Source organism: Krasilnikovia sp. MM14-A1004 (assembly GCF_047159485.1).
Taxonomy (GTDB): Bacteria; Actinomycetota; Actinomycetes; order Mycobacteriales; family Micromonosporaceae; genus Actinoplanes.
In genome coordinates this window covers 6,506,932-6,525,391 of the sequence record NZ_AP038773.1, presented here as the reverse complement: position 1 = coordinate 6,525,391, position 18,460 = coordinate 6,506,932, and the positions used below count along the sequence as shown (strand labels likewise).

Here is an 18,460-nt window from a genome sequence, read left to right as displayed (position 1 = left end):
TGGCACGCGCGGCCATTTCTGGTGGGCAAAACGGACCAAACCGTCCCGTACGATGAAATGATCTTGTCTGGTGTACCCCTGGGCCGGAAGCGTCGGGGGCATATGGCATCGTGAAAGTGTGGTGAGCACCGGTGACAGTGTGCTGAACTCGCTCGGTCTCGACATCGACCCGGCGATCGACGTGTCGGTGTCCGCGATGCTGGGCAACGTCGAGGACGCGCTGCGAAAGAACGTGGTCAGCGCCGACCCTCTGGTGGCCGAGGCCGCCCGGCATCTCATGGACGCGGGCGGCAAGCGGTTCCGGCCGCTGATCGTGGCCCTGGGCGCCCAGTTCGGCGACATCTCGTCGCCCGATCTGGTGCCGGCGGCCCTGGTGGTGGAGCTGACCCATCTGGCGACGCTGTACCACGACGACGTGATGGACGAGGCAGAGGTGCGCCGGGGCGCGCCGAGTGCCAACGCCCGCTGGGGCAACTCCGTCGCGATCCTGGTGGGCGACTACCTGTTCGCCCGCGCCGCCGACATCGCCGCCTCGCTCGGGCCGGAGGCGGTGCACCTGCAGGCGCGCACGTTCGCGCGGCTGGTGCACGGCCAGATCGCCGAGACCGTGGGCCCGCGCGGCACCGATCCGATCGCCCACCATCTCCACGTCATCGCGGAGAAGACGGCCTCGCTGATCGCCACCTCGGCCCGCTTCGGCGGGCTCTTCTCTGCGGCCGCCCCGGAGCACGTGGAGGCCCTCGCCGGCTACGGCGAGACCATCGGCATCGCCTTCCAGCTCTCCGACGACCTGCTCGACATCGCCTCCGAGTCGGTGCAGTCCGGCAAGACCCCCGGCACCGACCTGCGTGAGGGAGTGCCCACCCTGCCGGTGCTGTACGCCCTCGCCAGCGACGACACCGACGCCTCGGCCGTACGCCTGCGCGAGCTGCTGGCCACCGGCCCGATCACGGACGACGCCCTGCACGCCGAGGCGCTCGGCCTGCTGCGCGAGTCAGTGGCGATGAAGCGCGCCCGGGAGACCGTCCGGACGTACGCGGAGGAGGCCCGCGCCCAGCTGGCGCCGCTGCCGGACGACCCGGCGCGCCGGGCGATGGAGTCGCTGTGCGACTTCATCGCGGACCGCACGAGCTGATTCCTCGCGTTGCCACCGGTCCACAGTGGTGGGCCGGCGAAAATCTTTGCCGCTTGGGTCATGCGTGCACCCGTGCCCTGATCAGGGACAACCACCCAGTGATGACTGTCGATGACTTAACCCGATGGGCAGATCGGCATTTCTCTACGGCTCTGAGGCATTCCGTCGGCGCGTGATTCTTCATATGGTGTAAGTCCCCGGCGTCGGAGGTGGCTGTGCGCGACCCCCTGGCGGAGCCCTCGGACCTCATCCGGAGCGTGTCACGTGCGTTGCGCGTGCTGGAGTCGGTCGGACGGGCCCCGCGCGGACTCACCGTGAAGCAGATCGCGCGACGGTGCGAACTCACCGTCGCAACCACGTACCACCTGGTGCGCACGTTGGCGTACGAGGGATATGTGATCCGTCGCGAGGACGGCACGTACATCGTGGGGCTGGAGATCGCCGACCGGTACCGGGAGCTGGTCTCCGCGTTCCGTGGGCCGCCCGCGGTCGGGGAGGCGCTGCGGCGGGCGGCCGTCGACACCGGATACAGCCACTACCTCGGCCGCTTCGTCGGTGGCCGGATCGCGATCACCGCGTCCGCCGACGGCCCCCGTTCGCCGTTCCTCGACGACGTGGCACCCGGATTCGACGAGGCCGGACACGCGACCGCGCTGGGCAAGGCGCTGCTGGCCACCCTCACCACCGACCAGCGCGCACGGTATCTGCGCGACTACGGTATGCGGCCGTTCACGCCGGCCACCCTCACCACCCCGGAAGCGCTCGAAGCGGACCTTGCCGCGGGTGAGCGGCGCGGCATGCAGCTGGAGATGGGCCAGTTCCGCCAGGGCGTCGCCTGCGGTGCCGTGGTCGTCATCGCGGACCGGGACATGGAACGCCGTCTCGTGCTGGCCTGTGCCCTGCCCGCGGCCGAGATGCTCACCTCCGCGCGGGTGATCCGCGCCAAGCTGACCACCGCCGCCCGCACCGTCGCCGAGGCCCTGTCGGCGGGCGACGCGGCGACGGCCTGACGTGCGCACCTAAGACTTCCTTGAACCGGTGAACCGGCACCGCCCCCGCGGCCGTAAGAAGGGTTGGGACGCGAGGGGAGGGCGGCAGGCATGGAAGACACGGATGCCGAGCTGCTCCGCGTCCTACAGGACGAGCACGGGGATGCGCTGTTCGCGCACGCCGTCCGCCTGTCCGGCGGGGACCGGCAGCGGGCGGAGGACCTCGTACAGGAGACCCTGTTGCGGGCCTGGCGCCATCCCGAGGCGCTGGACCCGGAGCGGGGCGCGGTGCGGTCATGGTTGTTCACCACCGCGCGCAACCTGGCGATTGACGCCTGGCGGCGCCGGTCGGTACGGGTGGGCGAGGTGGTCACCGACATGATTCCCGAACCGCCGCCCAGCGCCGACGAGGCCGACCGGGCGGTCGAGGCGTGGACGGTCGCGGAGGCGTTGGGGCGGCTGTCGTCGCAGCATCGCGACGTCCTGGTGGAGTGCTTCTACCGGGGTCGTTCCATCGCAGAGGCGGCCGCCCGGCTGGGGGTCCCACCGGGCACGGTCAAGTCGCGCACGCACTACGCGCTGCGCTCATTGCGAATGGTGTTGGACGAGATGGGGGTGACGGGATGAGATGCGATCACGAGCACGACGACGGCGCGTACGTCCTGGGCGCCCTCTCCCCGGCCGAACGGGCCGCGTACGAGCGGCACCTGGCCACCTGCTCGTTCTGCCGGGAGGCCGTCGCGGACATCGCGGTGCTGCCCGGGCTGCTCGGCCGCCTCGACCCGGCCGACCTGGAACGGCTGCTCGAACCGGACCTGCCGCCCGCCCGGACGTCGCGCAACCGAACCCCCGAGCTGGTGCACGCCGCCCAGACCACGCGTCGGCGGGAGCGCAAGCGGCTCCGGGTCCGGGTGCTGAGCACGCTCGCGGCCGCCGCCTGCCTGGCGCTCGTCGTCGGCGCGGGAACGGTGTTCTGGATGGGCGAGACCGGCCGCACCGAGCGGCCACCCGCCGGGCCGGTCATCGCCATGACCCCGATGGGTGCCGAGGTGCCGGTCTCCGCGCAGATCAACGTGTCCGGCACCGCGGGCGGCACGAAGATCAGCCTGGTGTGCTTCTACAGCCGCAAGAACCCCGACCTGAAGCCGTACACGGTCCGGCTCATGGCGTACGGGCCGGACGAGGAACGCGAGCAGGTGGGATCCTGGGTCGCCTCGCCCGGCAAGGAATTCAGCATGTCGGCCGTGACGCACTTCGCCGACGGCGCGCTGTCCCGGCTGGAACTGGTGCGTAACGACGGCAAGGCCCTGCTGGCCTACGACGTCCCCTGACGGACCCGCCCCGGCCGCGCCGCTCGGCGCCACCGGGGCTCCGTCAGCGAGGCGGCAGGGCGGCGGCCGGTTCGGTGGTGGCGGCTACCGGCCGGCCGCCGCTCTCCTCTGCGGTCTCTCCGAGTTCTGGTGCCGTCGTGTCCGGCGCGGTCGCGATGCGAGCGGCGGCGCGGGCCCGGCGGATGCCGTCGACCGTGAAGATGATCAGCGCGATCCAGACGAGGGCGAAGCCCGCGAGCCGCGGCCCCGGCATCGGCTCGTGGTAGAGCAGCACCCCGCAGGCCAGCTGCAGGATCGGCGCCACGTACTGCATCATGCCCATGCCGACGAGCGAGACCCGGTTGGCCGAGGCCGCGAAGAGCAGCAGCGGAATCGCCGTCGCCACCCCGGACAACATCATGAGTGCGGTGTGCCCGGCCGAGACGTGCCCGAACGTGGCATCGCCCGCGTTGCCCAGCCAGCCGAGGTAGATCAGCGCGGGCAGCGCCAGCACGGCGGACTCGACGAACAGCCCCTCCGCGGGCGGCAGTGACAACCGCTTCTTGATCAAACTGTACGTGCCGAACGTCGCCGCCAGCGTCAACGCGATGTAGGGGAGCCGGCCGTAGTCGACAGTCAGCACGGCCACGGCGAGCGTACCGACGCCGACCGCTACCCACTGCCACCCGCGCAGGCGCTCCCGCTGCACGGTGACGCCCAGCAGCACGACCACCAGGGGCGTGATGAAGTACCCGAGAGCCGTCTCGACCACCCGCGACGAGTTGACGCCGTAGATGTAGGTGGCCCAGTTCAGCCCGATGAACACCGCCGCGAGCGCTGCCCCGCCGAGCCGTCGCCGGTCGCGTACGAGGCGGCTCAGGAAGCGCCAGTTGCGCATGGCGGCCAGCACCAGGCTGACGAAGAGTACGGACCAGATCACCCGGTGCGCGAGGATCTCCAGCGGCGCGGCGGGCCGCAGGAGCTTGAAGTAGATCGGGAAGAAACCCCACATCACGTACGCGGAGAGCCCGTACACGTAGCCGCGGCGTTCGTCACTCATTCGCCAACAGTAAGTTGCGAAACGAGATCCGCTCCTTGCATATGTCGCAGCTCACGGCCGGGGCGGGGGCGACGACCCGTCCCTGCTGGCCTGCCCGGCCCGCACGCTGCTCATCACCCGACTCGTCACCCCGACAAACAACGCGCGGAAGCGGCCTGCCGCGGGCAGGACACTTCCGCGCGTGGGATCGGTCGGCGGCGGCGCTCAGTCGTCGCCGTCGGGGACCAGCATGTTGAGCACCCAGCTCACGACGCCGACCACGATCGCGCCGAGAACCCCGGCGGGCCAGAAGTTGTCGACGTGGAACGGCAGGTTGAGCTGACCGGCGATCCAGCTCGTCAGCAGGAACAGCGCGCCGTTGACGATGAACGCGATGAGGCCGAGGGTCAGCACGTACAGCCCGCAGCCGAGCAGCTTGATGACCGGGCGCAGGATCGCGTTGACGAGACCGAAGATCGCCGCCACGGCCAGCAGCGTGCCGACCTTGGCCGGTACGGAATCCGTGGTGAGCCGGATTCCTTCGATGAGGATGGTGGCTACCCACAGCGAAACCGCGGTGATCACCAACCGGAGGATGATGCCCATGGCACGGGATGGTGCCACGGCCATGCCACTGCCAGGCCGGACGCCCCGCGATCTTGCGCAGATCGTTGTCAAAGCGGCCGGGAGCCGCCCCCGGCCTTTCTCCCTGCCCGGCCCGCCCCGGCCTTACTCCTGTCGGACCTGTCCGTGCCTCGGCCTTTCCCTGCCCTGCCCGGCCCAGCCTCGGACGTCCTCCGGCCGGACTTGTCCGGGCCTCAGCCTTTCTCCTGCTGGGCCTGTCCCGGCTTGGGTGGGCGGGCCCGTAAGTCAGCCCCGGTCGAGCGGGCCGATCAGCTGCGCCTCGATCGGTGTCTGCGCCAGGGCCGCCCAACGCACCGCTCGCCGATTGATGACGCCCACCATGTCGGCGCGGATGCGGGTCAGCCACTGCGCGGCCTCGCCCAGCCCGAGCGCCGGTCCCAGCACGGACGCCTCATCCGGTCGCAGCGGCTGGACGACGAGCAGGTCGGCGCGCGAGGCCACGTCCACGTCGGCCGGGCCGAACTCGTCGCGCACGACCAGGGTCGCCTGGAATCCGGCACCGGGTCGGTTGTCCGCACCCACGGGGCCGACGTCGACGATCACCAGCAGCGGGTGCAGCGCCGATCCGGGCGGAATCTCCACCGCGCGGCCCGGCGGGATGACCGCGATCGACTCACCGGGCACGGCGGCCCCGCGTACGAACGGCTCCCACGCGTACGGGCGGGCGGTCTGCACGATGACCCGCGCACCCACCGCCATGGCCCGCAGGGCGACCAACTGGGCGCAGCGCACCCCGCCGACCAGCAGGACGCGGGTCTGCTCGGGGCGGAACAGCCGGGTCACCACGGGGTCGCCGTACCGGTTGGCGCCCAGCATCAGGCCGGAGACGGCGACCGGCAACTCCAGGCCGTCGGCCAGCTCGGCTGGATGCGTACCGCGCGTCGGTCGGCCGGTGGTCAGTGCGTCGCCGCCGTGGCCGCTGCCGAGCGGCAGGGTCGCCGCCAGCCCGTCGAGGTGCTCACCGTCGAGTCGGCTGGCCTGTGCGCGTTCGGTGGAGAGCAGGCTGCGCAGCGCCTGAGTGGCAACGCCCAGCGCCGACGGATCCGGAGCGGCGAGGCGGAGCGTCAGCTCGGTGGTGGCCGCGCCGTCCAGGGGGCCGCGCGGCCCCGCGGTCACGGCCACGGTGGTGGCGGCTGCCGGCAGCGACAGCAGCCGGGGCACGAGCCGTTGCGCGGTCTCCTGTCGCGGATCCGGCCACCGGTGCACCCGGAACGTGGCCTGGCTGAGGCCGCCGATCTGGAGGCCGGACCAGCTCTCCTGGGCCGATCCGACGCCGTCGTCGTGGGCCAGCTCAGCGATGACCCGGGCGGCCGCGGCCTCACCGAGCGGCCGGACCGGTATCGAGCCGAGCCGCTTCGGCAGCTTCCGCACCAGGCCGGACAGGGCCTGCCGCAGGTCGGCCGGGGACCAGCCCTCGGCATGCATCACCCGGACGGCCAGCAGCGCGCGGCTGTGCCCGAGCAAGCGCCCCTCGGTGAGCTGACGATACGAGTTGGCGGGGGTGCCTCCGCCCGCCCGCAGTGTCGGTGCCGGCGCACCGGTGAGCAGCAGCTGGATGCGGCAGGGTGGGTGACCCGTACCGGCGGGCGGGAGCAGGCTGCCGGGCGACGGCAGGGCGGGAAACGACTCCGCCAGCAGGCCGGCCGGGTCGCCGAGCTCCAGCACCGCGGTCAGCCCGCGAGCGTCGACGAACAGCGCCGCGGGATCCCCGGCGAGCTCGGCATTCTCGACCCTGGTCCCTGGTGCCGTGAATTCGAGCAGGGCGGTCGGTGCGGCGTCGACCGCGACGACGTGGCGCCGCCCGGCGTAGCGCAGTGCGGTGGACAGCCACTCGAACGCCCACCGGCCACGCAGCCGTAGCCAGGTCACGCTCAGCAGGACCAGGGCGAGTGCCGCCCCGGCCGCCAGGGTGATCGGGCCGCGCGCCGCCCCGATGACCACCGCGACCGCGGCGAGCTGGGTGCCGATGAGCTGCCCCACCCGGATCCCGAAGATGCGGCCGGGCCGTATCCGGGCACGGCGCTGGGGCGGCGGGTCGGTCACCCCGATCTCGGACAGACGGCTGCCCGCCAAGGCTGTCACTCTGCGTCGCCTCCCCGATCGTCGCGGTGTATTCACCTTCGCTGCGCGGCCCATGTTAGGGCCTCCGGCCGGTTCGCAGGGGGCCTGTGGACGAGGGTCGATGGCTGGCCGGAGTTGTCCACACGCCGGCCCGCCGGGCTGTCGCGGCCCAGCTCGCACCGGCTACGGTCGGCGACGCAAGTTCTGAGGTGGCTGCCCTGGCTGCCCCCACGGCGCGGCCGGAAGGGGCTAGCCTGATGAGCCTCCGAAGCGAGCACCGGCGGTCGTATCGAACGACCGGTCCATTCGGGAGCCGGTGCGAGGCAGACCTAGACGAGGGAGCGGGGTGACGTCCGGGGTGGCCCAGACGCAAGCAGAATCCGCGGTGATGGCGACGACCGCCGCGAAGTTCGAGACGGTCAACAGCGGATTGCAGTCCATGTTGAACAACCTGATGTCCGAGTTGTCCGTGCTTAGTAGTGCCTGGAAGGGTATGGGCGCTCAGAAGTTCGAGCAGGTCAAGGCGCAGTACGCCCGCGACCTCGACAACCTCAACCGGGCACTGCAGGAGACGGCGGAAGCGATCCGCACGTCCGGCGTCGGCTACGACGCCTCCGACAGCGAGGCCGCCGCCCGCGTGTCCAAGTCCGGCGGCAGCTACACGCTGCCGCTCTGAGATCACACGGGGAGGAATCTGATGGACAACGGCTTGCTTCTGGTCAACTTCGGCGCTCTGCAGCAGGCGAGTGCCGACATTCAGAAGGCGCTCAACGAGCTCAGCTCGCAGCTCGGCCAGCTCGAGCAGGATGCGCGCCCGCTCGTCTCCACCTGGAGCGGTGCGGCTCAGGACGCCTATTCGCAGCGGCAGCACAAGTGGCGGAGTGCGGCGAAGGACCTGCAGCACATCCTGCACGACATCAAGATCGCGGTGGACGAGTCGGCCGCCGACTACCAGGACACCGAGCGTAAGGCGCAGCACCGCTTCCAGTAGCGGTGAGGAGAAGGCCGGGCCTGTCGACATGGCGGGCCCGGCCTTCTACGCTTATCCCCGTCTCACAGACGGTCGCCGCGTGGCTTCCCTGCGCGACGTGAATCCGCGATTCACTTTCGTGCCAGGATCAACGTTCGTGCCGGGTTACACCCGAGTTGGTTGTCTCCGTACGGCCGCCCGTTGTGATCCCGCCCTGACCTTGTAGGTTGTACGCGTTGAGATGGCCCGCGTTCGCCGTGAAGGGAGAGGTGGACGTGTCCGAGTGGCAACCGGCGACGGACGCCGAGATGGCGATGCGCGATGCGCTGCGCACCGACGACCAGGAGTCGTACTTCCGCATCCTTGCCGGTGTCGACCTGCTGCTGCCGGTGTCGGCTGACGCGCTGGCCGGTCTGGCCCCGCTGGGCTGGGGGACCTGGAGCACCGGCGGGCGCACTCACGTTCTCGCCTTCACCTCTCCATCGGCCATGCAGGCATGCCTGGCCGACTACACCGGCTCCGCGCGCCGAGTGCCCTACCTGGAGCTGGCCAACACCTGGCCCAACCTCGAATGGTGGCTGGCCGTCAACCCCGGCCTGCCGATCGAGGGCTACCTGCCGGCATGGTTCGTCGCACAACTGGCCCGCGGCGACCTGCGGTTGCCGACCCGGGGCCCGGCGCGCGAAGGCGCCAGTCCCGGCCAGAACATGCAGGACCTGCACGCGGGCGCGCTGACCGCCGGGCCGTCCGGCTCCGGTGGGCCGCTCGGTGCCGCCGAACCGGCTGGTGCGGCCGCGCCGTATCGCCCTGAGGCCGAAGCGCCGCGCGGCCCGGCCGGCTATCCGACGGACCAGCCGGCCGGCTATCCGACGGACCAGTACGCCCGTGGCGGCGCCGCCCCCGGTAGCGCGGCCCCCAGCGGCCCCGGCAGCCTGCCCATGCGGACACCCGGCACGGCATTGCCGGATGGTGCGCCGACCCGTGCACCCGGTGGGCAGGCGCCCACCGCTGCTTCCGGCGCGGCGCCGAGCGCCCCCGCCGCCTACCGGCCTCCGTCGGTTCCGTCGGGCCCCTCAGGCGACGGCCGCCCCTCCCTGCCCCCGCTGCAGGATCCGCGGGCCCCGCTGCCGACGCGCACGCCCATGGCTCAAACGCCGCCGGTGCCGTCCCACCTCACCGGCGGCCAGCCCGCCGACGACCTGTCGCCAGGCGCTCGGCCGGCGATCTCCGCCGCGCCGGACTTCGGTCCAGGCGCGCCCGGCTCCGTCGATCCGCTACCGCGTCGGCAGCCCATGCCACCGGCGGAACCATCCAGCCCGGCGTCCGCCGCAACGCCCACCTTCACTGGGACCCGCACCGCCCCTGCCCCGCTGCCCGGCGAGGCCGACACATGGCCGGGTGAGATCGGCACGCGCCCCGGCGAGGCCGGCACATGGCCGGGTGAGATCGGCACGCGCCCGGGCGAGGCCGGCACGCGCCCAGGTGAGGCCGGCACGCGCCCAGGTGAGGCCGGCACGCGCCCAGGTGACGTCGGTATCCGGTCAGGTGAGTCAGGTGCGCGGCCGGGTGGTGTCGCGGTGCCGCCCGAAGCGCCCGGCTCATCGGCGCCCGGTGCCGGCCCGGCGGGCGCCCGGGAAACGCCACGATCCGGAATCGCGCCACCGGTTGTTCCTGGTGGTGCGTCGGCCGGGCGGTCGTTCGATAGGCAGCTGGATCTTCCGGACTCCACTTCGGCGCCGACCGCCGACTCGTCGGGCAGGAGCCGTTCGTCGACGGCCGGCCCGTCGACCGAGGCGAAGCCCATGACCGTGGGCGGGCCGCCATCGGTCAGTGGCACGTCCGCCCCGCCGATGCCGGGTGGGCTTTCGGCCGCACCCGTATCGAGCGGGCCGTCCCTCACACCCACGTCGGGCGGGCCGTCGGTCACACCCACGTCCGGCGGGCCGTCGGTCACACCCACGTCCGGCGGACCCTCGGTCGCACCCACGTCCGGCGGACCCTCGGTCGCACCCACGTCGGGCGGGCCGTCGGTCACGCCCACGTCGGGTCGGCCGTCAACCGCGCCCGCGTCGGATGGGTCGTCGGTCGCGCCCGTGTCCGACCGACCGTCAGCTGCCACCTCTGGCGCGCCCTCGGCCGAGAGCCGCGTGTCCTCGACCATGCAACCGTCGGCGCCGGGTGGCCCGTCGGTTGCGCGCTCGGCGTCCGGTGGCCCGTCGGTTGTGGGCTCGGTATCCGATGGACCGTCGGTGGTGAGCCCGGTGTCCGGCGGGCCGTCGGCGGTGGGCCCGGTGTCTGGTGGATCGGTGGGTGGGAGCACCGGAACCGCCTCGCGGTCGCGGGAGGATGGCGCCACCGGCGACTCGGTTTCGGGGGATCTACCGGGTGGCGAGACCGCGCGGGCTTCGGCGAGTCAGCTCGTCGCCGGTCGCCCCGCACCAGGCACGGAGTCCACGCCGGTGCCCGACACCGATCACGAGGTGGCGGACGAGGCGTCCGGGCGTCAGGCGAGCCCGTCGGTGCGGCGCCAGGACGGCGGAAGCCGGACCACCCCGGGCGACGGTGGAAGCAAGGCTGCCGGAAGCAGGGCTGCCGGAAGCCGGGCGGCAGGCGAGAGTTTTGAGCAGTCGACCGGCGGCGCCCGAGCGGCCGCGGGCCGAGGGTCAGGTGACGGAACCACCGAGGATGATGCCGCAGAGCGCAGAGGCGCCGCCGGAGAGACCGCTCAGGGCCTGACCACTCAGGGTTTGACCACCGCCGAGGACGACTTCTTTCCGGCGAACGCGGTCGAACAGGACCTCTACCTCGCCGCCGGCAGCCGTAGCACCGATGCGTTCCTCTCCACTCTGCTGCTGGCCACGGTGCTCGTACCGGTGGCTCACCACTCCCGGCCGGGCAGCTCGCCGGGCGAGTCCGGCTTCGCGTTCCGTACGGAGGACCTGGACGGCGAGCCGTACCTGGTGGTGTTCACCAGCCGGGACCGGTTGGCCGAGTACTACGCCGAGCCGACCCGTACGGTGGCGGTGCGGTTCGTCGACCTGATCCGCAACTGGCCCGACCCGGCCTGGTCGTTCGCGGTCAACCCCGGTAGCCCGGTCGGCGCGACCTATCCGGGACCACAGGTCATCGCGCTCGCCGACTGGGCGATCGAATCCGGGCTGGGTCTGGACCCGTCCGACGACCTGGTGCCGGATGAACCGGCACCGCTGCCGCTGCCGGAGCGGGCCAGCGATCCGGCCCAGCACGCCACGGTCATGCAGAAGACGGTGCCGCCGGAGCAGGTCGACTACCTCCTGGAGCGCGGATACGACCGGGCGGCCGGGTTCGTGCACCGGGCCAGCGAGGTGGCGCACCTGAACACCCCTGTCGAGTTGTTCGCGGCACTGGGCCTGCTCTACGACGGCTCGCCGTACCAGGCGGACGCCAAGGAGGCGTACGTGCTGCGCTGGCCCGCGTACCGGCCCAGCTTGTACCGCATCCCCTACGGCGGGCAGAACGAGCAGGCCCTGCGCGCCATGGACGGCTGGGTGATCGAGCGTGCACCGTTCCGGGGCAATGGCTTCGCGCCCGGTGAGGGGCGTGACGTGATCGCGGAGTTCAAGGTGGACAGTGTGCGACTGCCGCACGGTGCCCAGCTGTGGCGGATCGACGCGGATGGCACCACCACGATGGTGGCCGTGCTCGACTGCGACGGGCCGGTCTGGCGTCAGGTCGGTGAGCGGTGATGCGCGACGGCTACCTGGCGATATGGCAGGGCCGCGAGTACGAGGCGGCCCCCGACGGCGACAACGTGCGCATCTACATTCCCGAGCCGGGTGCGGGTTTCACAGAGATCCGGCCGGGGCGCTTCGTGCGGGTGCTGCGGCCCGGCGAGTACGAGGACATCACGTACGTGCGCACCACCTGCACGTGGCGCGGTGAGCCGTTCATCGTGCTCGCCGAGGCGGACACCTGGCTGCGCCTGGAGTACACGGGTGGCCGGGCGCCGATGGCCCGTGCGCTCGGGCTGGAGGAGTTCGACTTCGGCGTCTACCAGGGCTGGGCGCCGGCCCACGAGGTCACCGACATCATCGAGCACCGCGTCTGACGCCTCGGGTTCCGGAGCGGAAGCGGCCTCAGTTCGCCTTGAGCCAGCGCAGGATCTCGCCGGTCACCGTCTCGGTCGCCTCCCGGTGCAGGAAGTGGCCGGCGTCCGCGATGAGGCGCCATTCGTACGGGGCGATCACGTAGCGGCCCGAGCCCTGCGCGGTGCGGGGCAGCGTCGCCGTGTCCAGTGCCCCGTGCAGCTGCAGCGTCGGCGTGATGAGCGGGCGCTGCATGAGTTTGACGAACCGGTAGCCCTGCAGCCGCAGCGCCGACCGGAACACCCACCGGTACGCCTCCAGGGCGCAGAACGCAGCTTGCGGGATCTGCATCGCCTCCCGGCAGCGCGCCTCGTAGTCGGCGTACTCGTCGGTCTGGGCCCATGCGGGGCCGCTCCACCGGTGCATCAGCTCGCCGACCAGGGCGGCGTTGTCGCGGGTGAGTACGTGCTCGTAGCGCGGCACCTGGAAGCGCAGCATGGGTGAGGTCGCGGCGAACTGGCCCCGAGGGTCGGCGAACAGGGCCGCGCGCAACCGCAGCGGGTGGGCGGCCCCCAGCACCACCAGGCGGCTGACCATCTTGGGGTGGAAGGCGGCGGCGGTCCAGCCGATCATGCCGCCCGCGCCCGCCCCGACGATCATCGCGGAGCGTTCGCCCAGGGCCCGGATGAGGCCGGTGACGTCCGCGGCCATGGTGTAACCGTCGTACCCGCGGGGTGGTTTGTCGCTGGCGCCGTAGCCGCGCAGGTCGATCGCGACGGCGCGGAATCCCGCGTCGGCGACCTCGGTCATGATGTCGTGCCACGCCCACCAGAATTCGGGAAACCCGTGCAGGAACAACACCAGCGGCCCGGTGCCCGCCTCGACGACGTGGAACCGGCTGCCGTTGGCCCCGACGAATCGGTGGGTCCACGGACCTTCGACCAGGACGCACGACTCGTCCACCCGGGCGCTCATGCCGGACAGCCTAGGCGCTGGGTGCGCGCCGGGCAGCGCCCCGGTCGGAAACTGGCTTAAACCGGGCAAGCGGTCCGGCGGCGCCGGAGAGCCGAAGCCCAGGGGCGCCGCCGGACGGCGTACTCAGGAGATCTTGATGGTCATCGTGCTGCCGCGCTGGGACAGCACCTGGATCTTGACCCCGACGGCGGGCAGCTTGACGCCCGACCACGGAATGTCCGCGTCCCAGTACGACTGGGTGTCGTCGAACAGCGGCTGTCCGGCCTGACCCCGGATGTACGACGCCTTGCCGTCGACGTGCAGCGTGAACGAATCCGCCTTGGTCAGCCCGAACGGCGCGTCGTACAGCTGGATGCGTGACCGCCAGGGGTTGCCTTCCAGGTTGAACATGGCCGCCGGGTGCGAGTCGATGATCAGGTTGCGACCCTGGCCGGGGTGCTTGTTGACGTTGTTGTCCTTGAAGGACGTGTCGTTGTACGAGATGAGCAGGCCCGGCTGGTAGGAGAAGTGCTCCACCCAGTCCGGCTTGGTGGAGATCCAGCCGAAGTTGTACGGACCGGTCTTCAGGTACTTGTCGTACGAGATGTAGTTGCGGTAGCCGGCGATGTAGAAGTTGTCGTAGGTGTCCTCGGCGGTGGCGCCGACGACGCTGAACCCTGCCTCGTTCCACGCCGGCATGCCCTCGGCGCCGTCGGTGGCGCCGGGGACGCCGTCGACCGTCACCGCGATGTCGTCGGCGAAGAACCCGCCCGACGAGACGCCGCCGTCCGTCTTGTAGTGCAGCCGCACGAGGGGCTTCTTGCCCGCGTACGCGGTCAGCGGCACGACCATGTCGGTCCAGGCGGGCTGGGATCCGGTGAGGGCCGGCAGGTTGTTGCCGTCCCGGGCGAAGGGGGCGCCGCCGATGGTGCCGTCGAGCACGGTCCACGACTTGCCGCCGTCCGTGGAGGCCTCGGCGTACAGGTAGTCGAAGTCCTTCTCGATGGTGTAGCGGGCCTTGAGGCTCAGCGTGGCCGAGGCGGCCTTGCTGAGATCGACCGTACGGCTCAGCGAGGTGTCGAGGTTGTCGTCGTTGCCGGAGAAGAACTGGTTGTCGCCGGCGTACGGTGCGCCCAGGCTCCGGGTGACCGTCTTGTCGGGCAACACCACGACCGCCGCCTGCGCGTTCGTGGTGTTGTATTCCTGCGGCCCGAGGTCGATGGTCTTCGTCTTGCCGGCCTTGACGGTCTCGTAGTCGAGCCAGCCGAGCTGCAGCTTGTTCCACGCGCCGATGTCGCCGGGGCGGGTGCCGATCGGTTCGCCGGCCCCGTTGAGCCGGCTCTGCGCCATCAGCGTCCAGAACTCGTTGTTGTTGTTCGACGCGCCGCTGGTGTCGTAGTCGTCGGGCAGGCCGAGGTCGTGACCGTACTCGTGGGCGAAGACGCTCAGGCCGCCGTTCTCGGGCTGCATGGTGTAGTCGCCGATCCAGATGCCGGTGTCGCCGATCTGGGTGCCACCGGCCAGGTTGCCGGTCGGGCCGGCTACCCCGGAGCTGGAGTACGCGTACCAGCGGTGCGCCCAGATGGCGTCCTCGCCCTGCTGCGGGTCGCCGTCGGATTCGTCGCCACCGGCGTGGACGATCTGGAAGTGGTCGAGGTAGCCGTCGGGCTCGTTGAAGTTGCCGTCACCGTCGTAGTCGTAGCGGTCGTACTGGTCGAAGCTCTGTAGGTCCGCCTTGATCTCGGCGTCGGTGCGGCCGGCGGCCTTCTGGTCGGCGTACCACTGGTTGGCGGCGTCGCGGACCAGCGCCCAGGCGTTGTGGGTGTCGCAGGCGGCGGGGTCGGCGCAGTTGCGGCCGTACCGGGCCTCGTTGTATTTGACCTTGACCCAGTCGGTGACCTCGCCGTCGACGCTATAGCGCCCGGACGACTGCGCCTCGTAGTAGGTCTTCAGGGATTCGACGCCCGCGCCCTTGCCGAAGTACATCTGCCGGTAGTGGTCACGGTTGTAGTCCGGCTGCCACACGGTCGTGTTGTCGCGGGCGCGGTCGGGCTGGGTGATGTGGTTGTGCAGCGGTCCGTCGAACGTGGTCGGACCGGGCACCGTGGGGTCGCTGTCGACGTCGGGGTAGTCCGGGTGCCGTTCGTTGCCGAACTCGGCGAGGATCACGAATATCTTGTCGGTGCGTTCGCGGCTGAGCTCGACGTACTGGCTCGCGCCGGACGGGCCGGGGCGGCGGCCGCTCACGCCGGCGCCCTGGGTCCGGCCGACCTTGGCGACCAGGCTGCCGCCGCGCCGTTCCGTCTGGACGGTGCCCTTCAGGACTCCGTTCACTGCCTGCTGACGCAGTTCGCGCCGCTTCTGTTCCAACGGGTTGGGCCGGTCGTCCGCTGGCGCTCGGGATCCGGCCTGGGCCGGTCCGGGGTCCGCGGGCGGCGCCGCCACGGCCGCGGCGGGAAGCATGCCCCCGACGCTGGTGACCATCACGGCGCCGAGCAGTCCAACGACCACCTTGCGCATACGTACCTCCGTCGACATGAGCCGAGGTGCGGGTTGAGCACGGTCGGCGAGTGTCCACCCCGGGTAACGGGGCTGACGCAGAACGTATGCAAAGACATCGATCAAAGGAAGATCTGGAGATCGGTTTGTATCGATGGATCTTGCACTGTTGGCAGGCACAATGCGCAAGAAAATGCCATCGACACATATCACCAACAGAAAGGAGGGCGGCCCGAAACGGGCCGCCCTCCGGTGCGCTGCTGCGCGGTCGTACTCAGGAAATCTTGATCCTCATGGTCGTGCCGTCCTGCGATACCACCTGGATCTTCACGCCCAGGGCGGGCAGCTTGACGCCGGTCGTCCTGGTCCGCGAGTCGTAGTACGACTTGGTGTCGTCGAACAGCGGCTGCGCGGCCCGGCTCTGGATGGTCGAGGCCCGGCCGTCGACGTGCAGCGGGAGCGCATCCGTCGGAGTCAGCCCGAACGGGGCGTCGTAGTTCTGGATCCGCGACGCCCACGGGGCACCGTTCACGTTGTTCAGCACCGTCGGGTGCGAGTCGATGATCAGGTTGCGGCCCGCACCGGGATGCTCGTTGACGTTGTTGTCCTCCTGCGAGGCGTCGTTGTACGAGATCAGCAGGCCCGGCTGCAACGCGAAGTGCTCCGCATAGTCCGGCCGCGACGACGCCCAGCCGTAGTTGTACGGGCCGGTCTTCAGGTACTTGTCGTACGACACGTAGCTGCGGTTGCCGGCGATGTAGAAGTTGTCGAAGGTCTCCTGGCTCGTGGTGCCGACGACCTTGAAGCCGGCGGGCGTCCAGGCTCCCGTGGTCTCGGCGCCGTCCGGTGTACCCGCGACGCCGTTGGTCACGACGGTCAGGTTGTCGGCGAGGAAGCCACCACTCGCGACAGCGCCGTCCGTCTTGTAGCGCAGCCGGATCATCGGCTTCTTCCCGGCGTACGCGTTCAGCGGCACCACGACGTCCGTCCAGCTGGTCTTCGTGCCGGTGATCGCCGGGCGGGTCTTCGAGCCGTCCTTGACGAACGGCGCACCGCCCACGGTGCCGTCCAGCGCCGTCCACGTCCGGCCCGCGTCGGTCGAGGCCTCGACGTACAGGAAGTCGAAGTTCTCCTCGATGGTGTAGCGGGCCTTGAGCCGCAGCGCCGCCGTGGTCGCCCCGCTGAGGTCGACCGTCCGGGTCAGCGTGGTGTTGAGCTTCTGGGCGTTGCCGGAGAAGTACTGCTTCTGGCCCGCGTACGGCGTGCCGTGCTGGCGGGTCACGGACTTGCTCGGCAGCACGACGACCGCGGCCTGCGGCTTGGCGGTGTTGTACTCCTGCGGGCCCAGGTCGATCGTCGCGCTGGAGCCGGCGTTGACCTTCGCGACGTTGAGCCAGCCGAGCTGCAGCTTGTTCCACGCGCCCAGGTCACCGGGGCGGGTGCCGTTGGGCTCGCCGGCGCCACTGAGCCGGCTCTGCGCCATCAGCGTCCAGAACTCGTTGTTGTCCCCCGTCTTGTCCTTGCCGTCGCTGGTGTCGTAGTCGTCCGGCAGGCCCAGGTCGTGGCCGTACTCGTGGGCGAAGACGCTCAGGCCGCCGTTCTCCGGCTGCATGGTGTAGTCGCCGATCCAGATGCCGGAGGTGCCGATCTGGGTGCCGCCGAGCAGGTTGCCCGCGGGGCCGGTCTCGTTCTCGCTCTCCCAGGCGTACCAGCGGTGCGCCCAGATGGCGTCCTCGCCCTGCTGCTTGTCGCCGTCGGACTCGTCGCCACCGGCGTGGACGATCTGGAAGTGGTCGAGGTAGCCGTCGGGCTCGTCGAAGTTGCCGTCGTGGTCGTAGTCGTAGCGGTCGTACTGGTCGTAGCTCTGCAACTGGGCCTTGATCTGGGCGTCGGTGCGACCCGCCGCCTTCTGGCCCGCGTACCACTGGTTGGCCGCGTCGCGGACCAGAGCCCAGGCGTTGTTCGGGTCGCAGGTCTGCGCGTCCTTGCAGTTGCGGCCGTACCGGGCCTCGTTGTACGGGACCTTGACCCAGTCGGAGACCTCGCCGTCGACGCTGTAGCGCCCGGACGACTGCGCCTCGTAGTACGTCTTCAGCGACTCGACGCCCGCGCCCGTGCCGAAGTACATCTGCTGGTAGTGCGCGCGGTTGAAGTCGGCCTGCCAGACCTTGGAGTTGTCGACGCGCCGGTCGGGCTGCGTGATCCGGTTGTGCAGCGGGCCGTTGAACGTGGTCGGGCCGTCCGTGTCCGGGTCGGTGTCGACGTCGGGGTAGTCCGGGTGCCGCTGGTTACCGAACTCGGCGAGGATGACGAAGATCTTGTCGGTGCGCTCGCGGCCCAGCTCGACGTACTGGTCGGCGCCGGCCGCGGCGACCCGCTGGCTGCCGAACGCGCCGTTGGTCTGGCCGACCTTCGCGACGAGGCTGTGCCCGCGGCGTTCCGTCTTGACGGTGCCCTTGAGGAGGCCGTTCACCGCCTCCTCGCGCAGCTCGCGCCGCTTCTCCTCGAGCCGGCTGGGCAGATCCTCCATGGCCACCCGGTGTTCGGCACCGATCCGGCTGGGATCCGCGGGCGGCGCCGCCGTGGCCGCGCCGGGGAACGTGACCCCGACGCTGGTGACCATCGCGGCGCCCAGCAGTCCAACGACCACCTTGCGCACTACGTACCTCCGTTGACCGTGCCGGCGCGCTGAGCAGCAGCGGCGGCGTCATCGGCCCCGGGTCCGGGGTTGACGGAGAACGTATGCAAATAGATCACTGGACGGAAGATCTTGCCCGCGGTTGGGGATCGAAAA

General features: G+C 70.8%; 14 protein-coding genes. 8 read left to right on the top strand and 6 right to left on the bottom strand.

All coding sequences use genetic code 11. The features are described 5' to 3' along the window. The first annotated feature begins 139 nt into the window (after positions 1-139). The 4 genes from ACMCNN_RS28355 to ACMCNN_RS28340 all read left to right on the top strand — a co-directional run bounded on the left by ACMCNN_RS28355 (position 140) and on the right by ACMCNN_RS28340 (position 3,455). On the top strand, positions 140-1,135 hold the full coding sequence (locus ACMCNN_RS28355; protein ID WP_412747305.1) for a polyprenyl synthetase family protein: 996 nt from the start codon (positions 140-142) through the stop codon (positions 1,133-1,135). Between the two features lie 215 nt (positions 1,136-1,350). After that, a complete protein-coding gene (locus ACMCNN_RS28350; RefSeq protein ID WP_412743536.1) occupies positions 1,351-2,145 on the top strand; it encodes an IclR family transcriptional regulator in 795 nt (264 codons plus the stop codon). Between the two features lie 111 nt (positions 2,146-2,256). Then, the gene (locus ACMCNN_RS28345) at positions 2,257-2,751 is read left to right on the top strand and encodes a sigma-70 family RNA polymerase sigma factor (protein ID WP_412747304.1); all 495 of its coding nucleotides are present in this window, start codon (positions 2,257-2,259) and stop codon (positions 2,749-2,751) included. Then, a complete protein-coding gene (locus ACMCNN_RS28340; protein ID WP_412743535.1) occupies positions 2,748-3,455 on the top strand; it encodes an anti-sigma factor family protein in 708 nt (235 codons plus the stop codon). Before ACMCNN_RS28345 ends, ACMCNN_RS28340 begins: the two co-directional genes overlap by 4 nt. A gap of 43 nt (positions 3,456-3,498) precedes the next feature. Here ACMCNN_RS28340 and rarD read toward each other — a convergent pair whose 3' ends face one another. From rarD to eccE, 3 genes are all read right to left on the bottom strand, one after another. Continuing rightward, positions 3,499-4,494, bottom strand: a complete 996-nt coding sequence (gene rarD / locus ACMCNN_RS28335) for an EamA family transporter RarD (protein ID WP_412743534.1) — start codon at positions 4,492-4,494, stop codon at positions 3,499-3,501. 204 nt (positions 4,495-4,698) lie between these two features. Continuing rightward, entirely contained in the window at positions 4,699-5,079 is a 381-nt protein-coding gene (locus ACMCNN_RS28330; protein WP_412743533.1) for a phage holin family protein, read from the bottom strand. 264 nt (positions 5,080-5,343) lie between these two features. Next, positions 5,344-7,200 (bottom strand): type VII secretion protein EccE, encoded by a 1,857-nt coding sequence (gene eccE / locus ACMCNN_RS28325; RefSeq protein ID WP_412743532.1) that lies wholly within the window; start codon positions 7,198-7,200, stop codon positions 5,344-5,346. 295 nt (positions 7,201-7,495) lie between these two features. Between eccE and ACMCNN_RS28320 the strand changes: the two genes are divergently transcribed. The 4 genes from ACMCNN_RS28320 (at position 7,496) to ACMCNN_RS28305 (ending at position 12,236) form a co-directional block, all read left to right on the top strand. Next, positions 7,496-7,855: a WXG100 family type VII secretion target gene (locus ACMCNN_RS28320; protein ID WP_412743531.1), complete on the top strand. Its 360-nt coding sequence runs from the start codon at positions 7,496-7,498 to the stop codon at positions 7,853-7,855. Between the two features lie 21 nt (positions 7,856-7,876). Beyond that, positions 7,877-8,170, top strand: a complete 294-nt coding sequence (locus ACMCNN_RS28315; protein ID WP_412743530.1) for a WXG100 family type VII secretion target — start codon at positions 7,877-7,879, stop codon at positions 8,168-8,170. A 2,726-nt stretch (positions 8,171-10,896) separates the two neighbouring features. Continuing rightward, a complete protein-coding gene (locus ACMCNN_RS28310) occupies positions 10,897-11,874 on the top strand; it encodes an SseB family protein (RefSeq protein ID WP_412743529.1) in 978 nt (325 codons plus the stop codon). After that, positions 11,871-12,236, top strand: coding sequence for a hypothetical protein (locus tag ACMCNN_RS28305; protein ID WP_412743528.1), 366 nt, complete (start codon positions 11,871-11,873; stop codon positions 12,234-12,236). Before ACMCNN_RS28310 ends, ACMCNN_RS28305 begins: the two co-directional genes overlap by 4 nt. Before the next feature lie 28 nt (positions 12,237-12,264). Here ACMCNN_RS28305 and ACMCNN_RS28300 read toward each other — a convergent pair whose 3' ends face one another. The 3 genes from ACMCNN_RS28300 to ACMCNN_RS28290 all read right to left on the bottom strand — a co-directional run bounded on the left by ACMCNN_RS28300 (position 12,265) and on the right by ACMCNN_RS28290 (position 18,325). Further along, complete coding sequence (locus tag ACMCNN_RS28300; RefSeq protein ID WP_412743527.1) at positions 12,265-13,188, bottom strand: alpha/beta fold hydrolase; 924 nt, start codon at positions 13,186-13,188, stop codon at positions 12,265-12,267. A gap of 123 nt (positions 13,189-13,311) precedes the next feature. Continuing rightward, entirely contained in the window at positions 13,312-15,687 is a 2,376-nt protein-coding gene (locus ACMCNN_RS28295; protein ID WP_412743526.1) for an immune inhibitor A domain-containing protein, read from the bottom strand. A 253-nt stretch (positions 15,688-15,940) separates the two neighbouring features. Further along, positions 15,941-18,325 carry an immune inhibitor A domain-containing protein gene (locus ACMCNN_RS28290; protein WP_412743525.1) on the bottom strand — a complete coding sequence of 795 codons (2,385 nt, stop codon included), beginning with the start codon at positions 18,323-18,325 and terminating at the stop codon, positions 15,941-15,943. Between the last annotated feature and the right edge of the window lie 135 nt (positions 18,326-18,460).

Bases quoted from the DNA above. Each gene is read 5' to 3' on its own strand.
- ACMCNN_RS28340 (WP_412743535.1), top strand. From the start codon at position 2,748: ATGAGATGCGATCACGAGCACGACGACGGCGCGTACGTCCTGGGCGCC.
- rarD (WP_412743534.1), bottom strand. From the start codon at position 4,494: ATGAGTGACGAACGCCGCGGCTACGTGTACGGGCTCTCCGCGTACGTG.
- ACMCNN_RS28330 (WP_412743533.1), bottom strand. From the start codon at position 5,079: ATGGGCATCATCCTCCGGTTGGTGATCACCGCGGTTTCGCTGTGGGTA.
- ACMCNN_RS28315 (WP_412743530.1), top strand. From the start codon at position 7,877: ATGGACAACGGCTTGCTTCTGGTCAACTTCGGCGCTCTGCAGCAGGCG.
- ACMCNN_RS28300 (WP_412743527.1), bottom strand. From the start codon at position 13,188: ATGAGCGCCCGGGTGGACGAGTCGTGCGTCCTGGTCGAAGGTCCGTGG.
- ACMCNN_RS28295 (WP_412743526.1), bottom strand. From the start codon at position 15,687: ATGCGCAAGGTGGTCGTTGGACTGCTCGGCGCCGTGATGGTCACCAGC.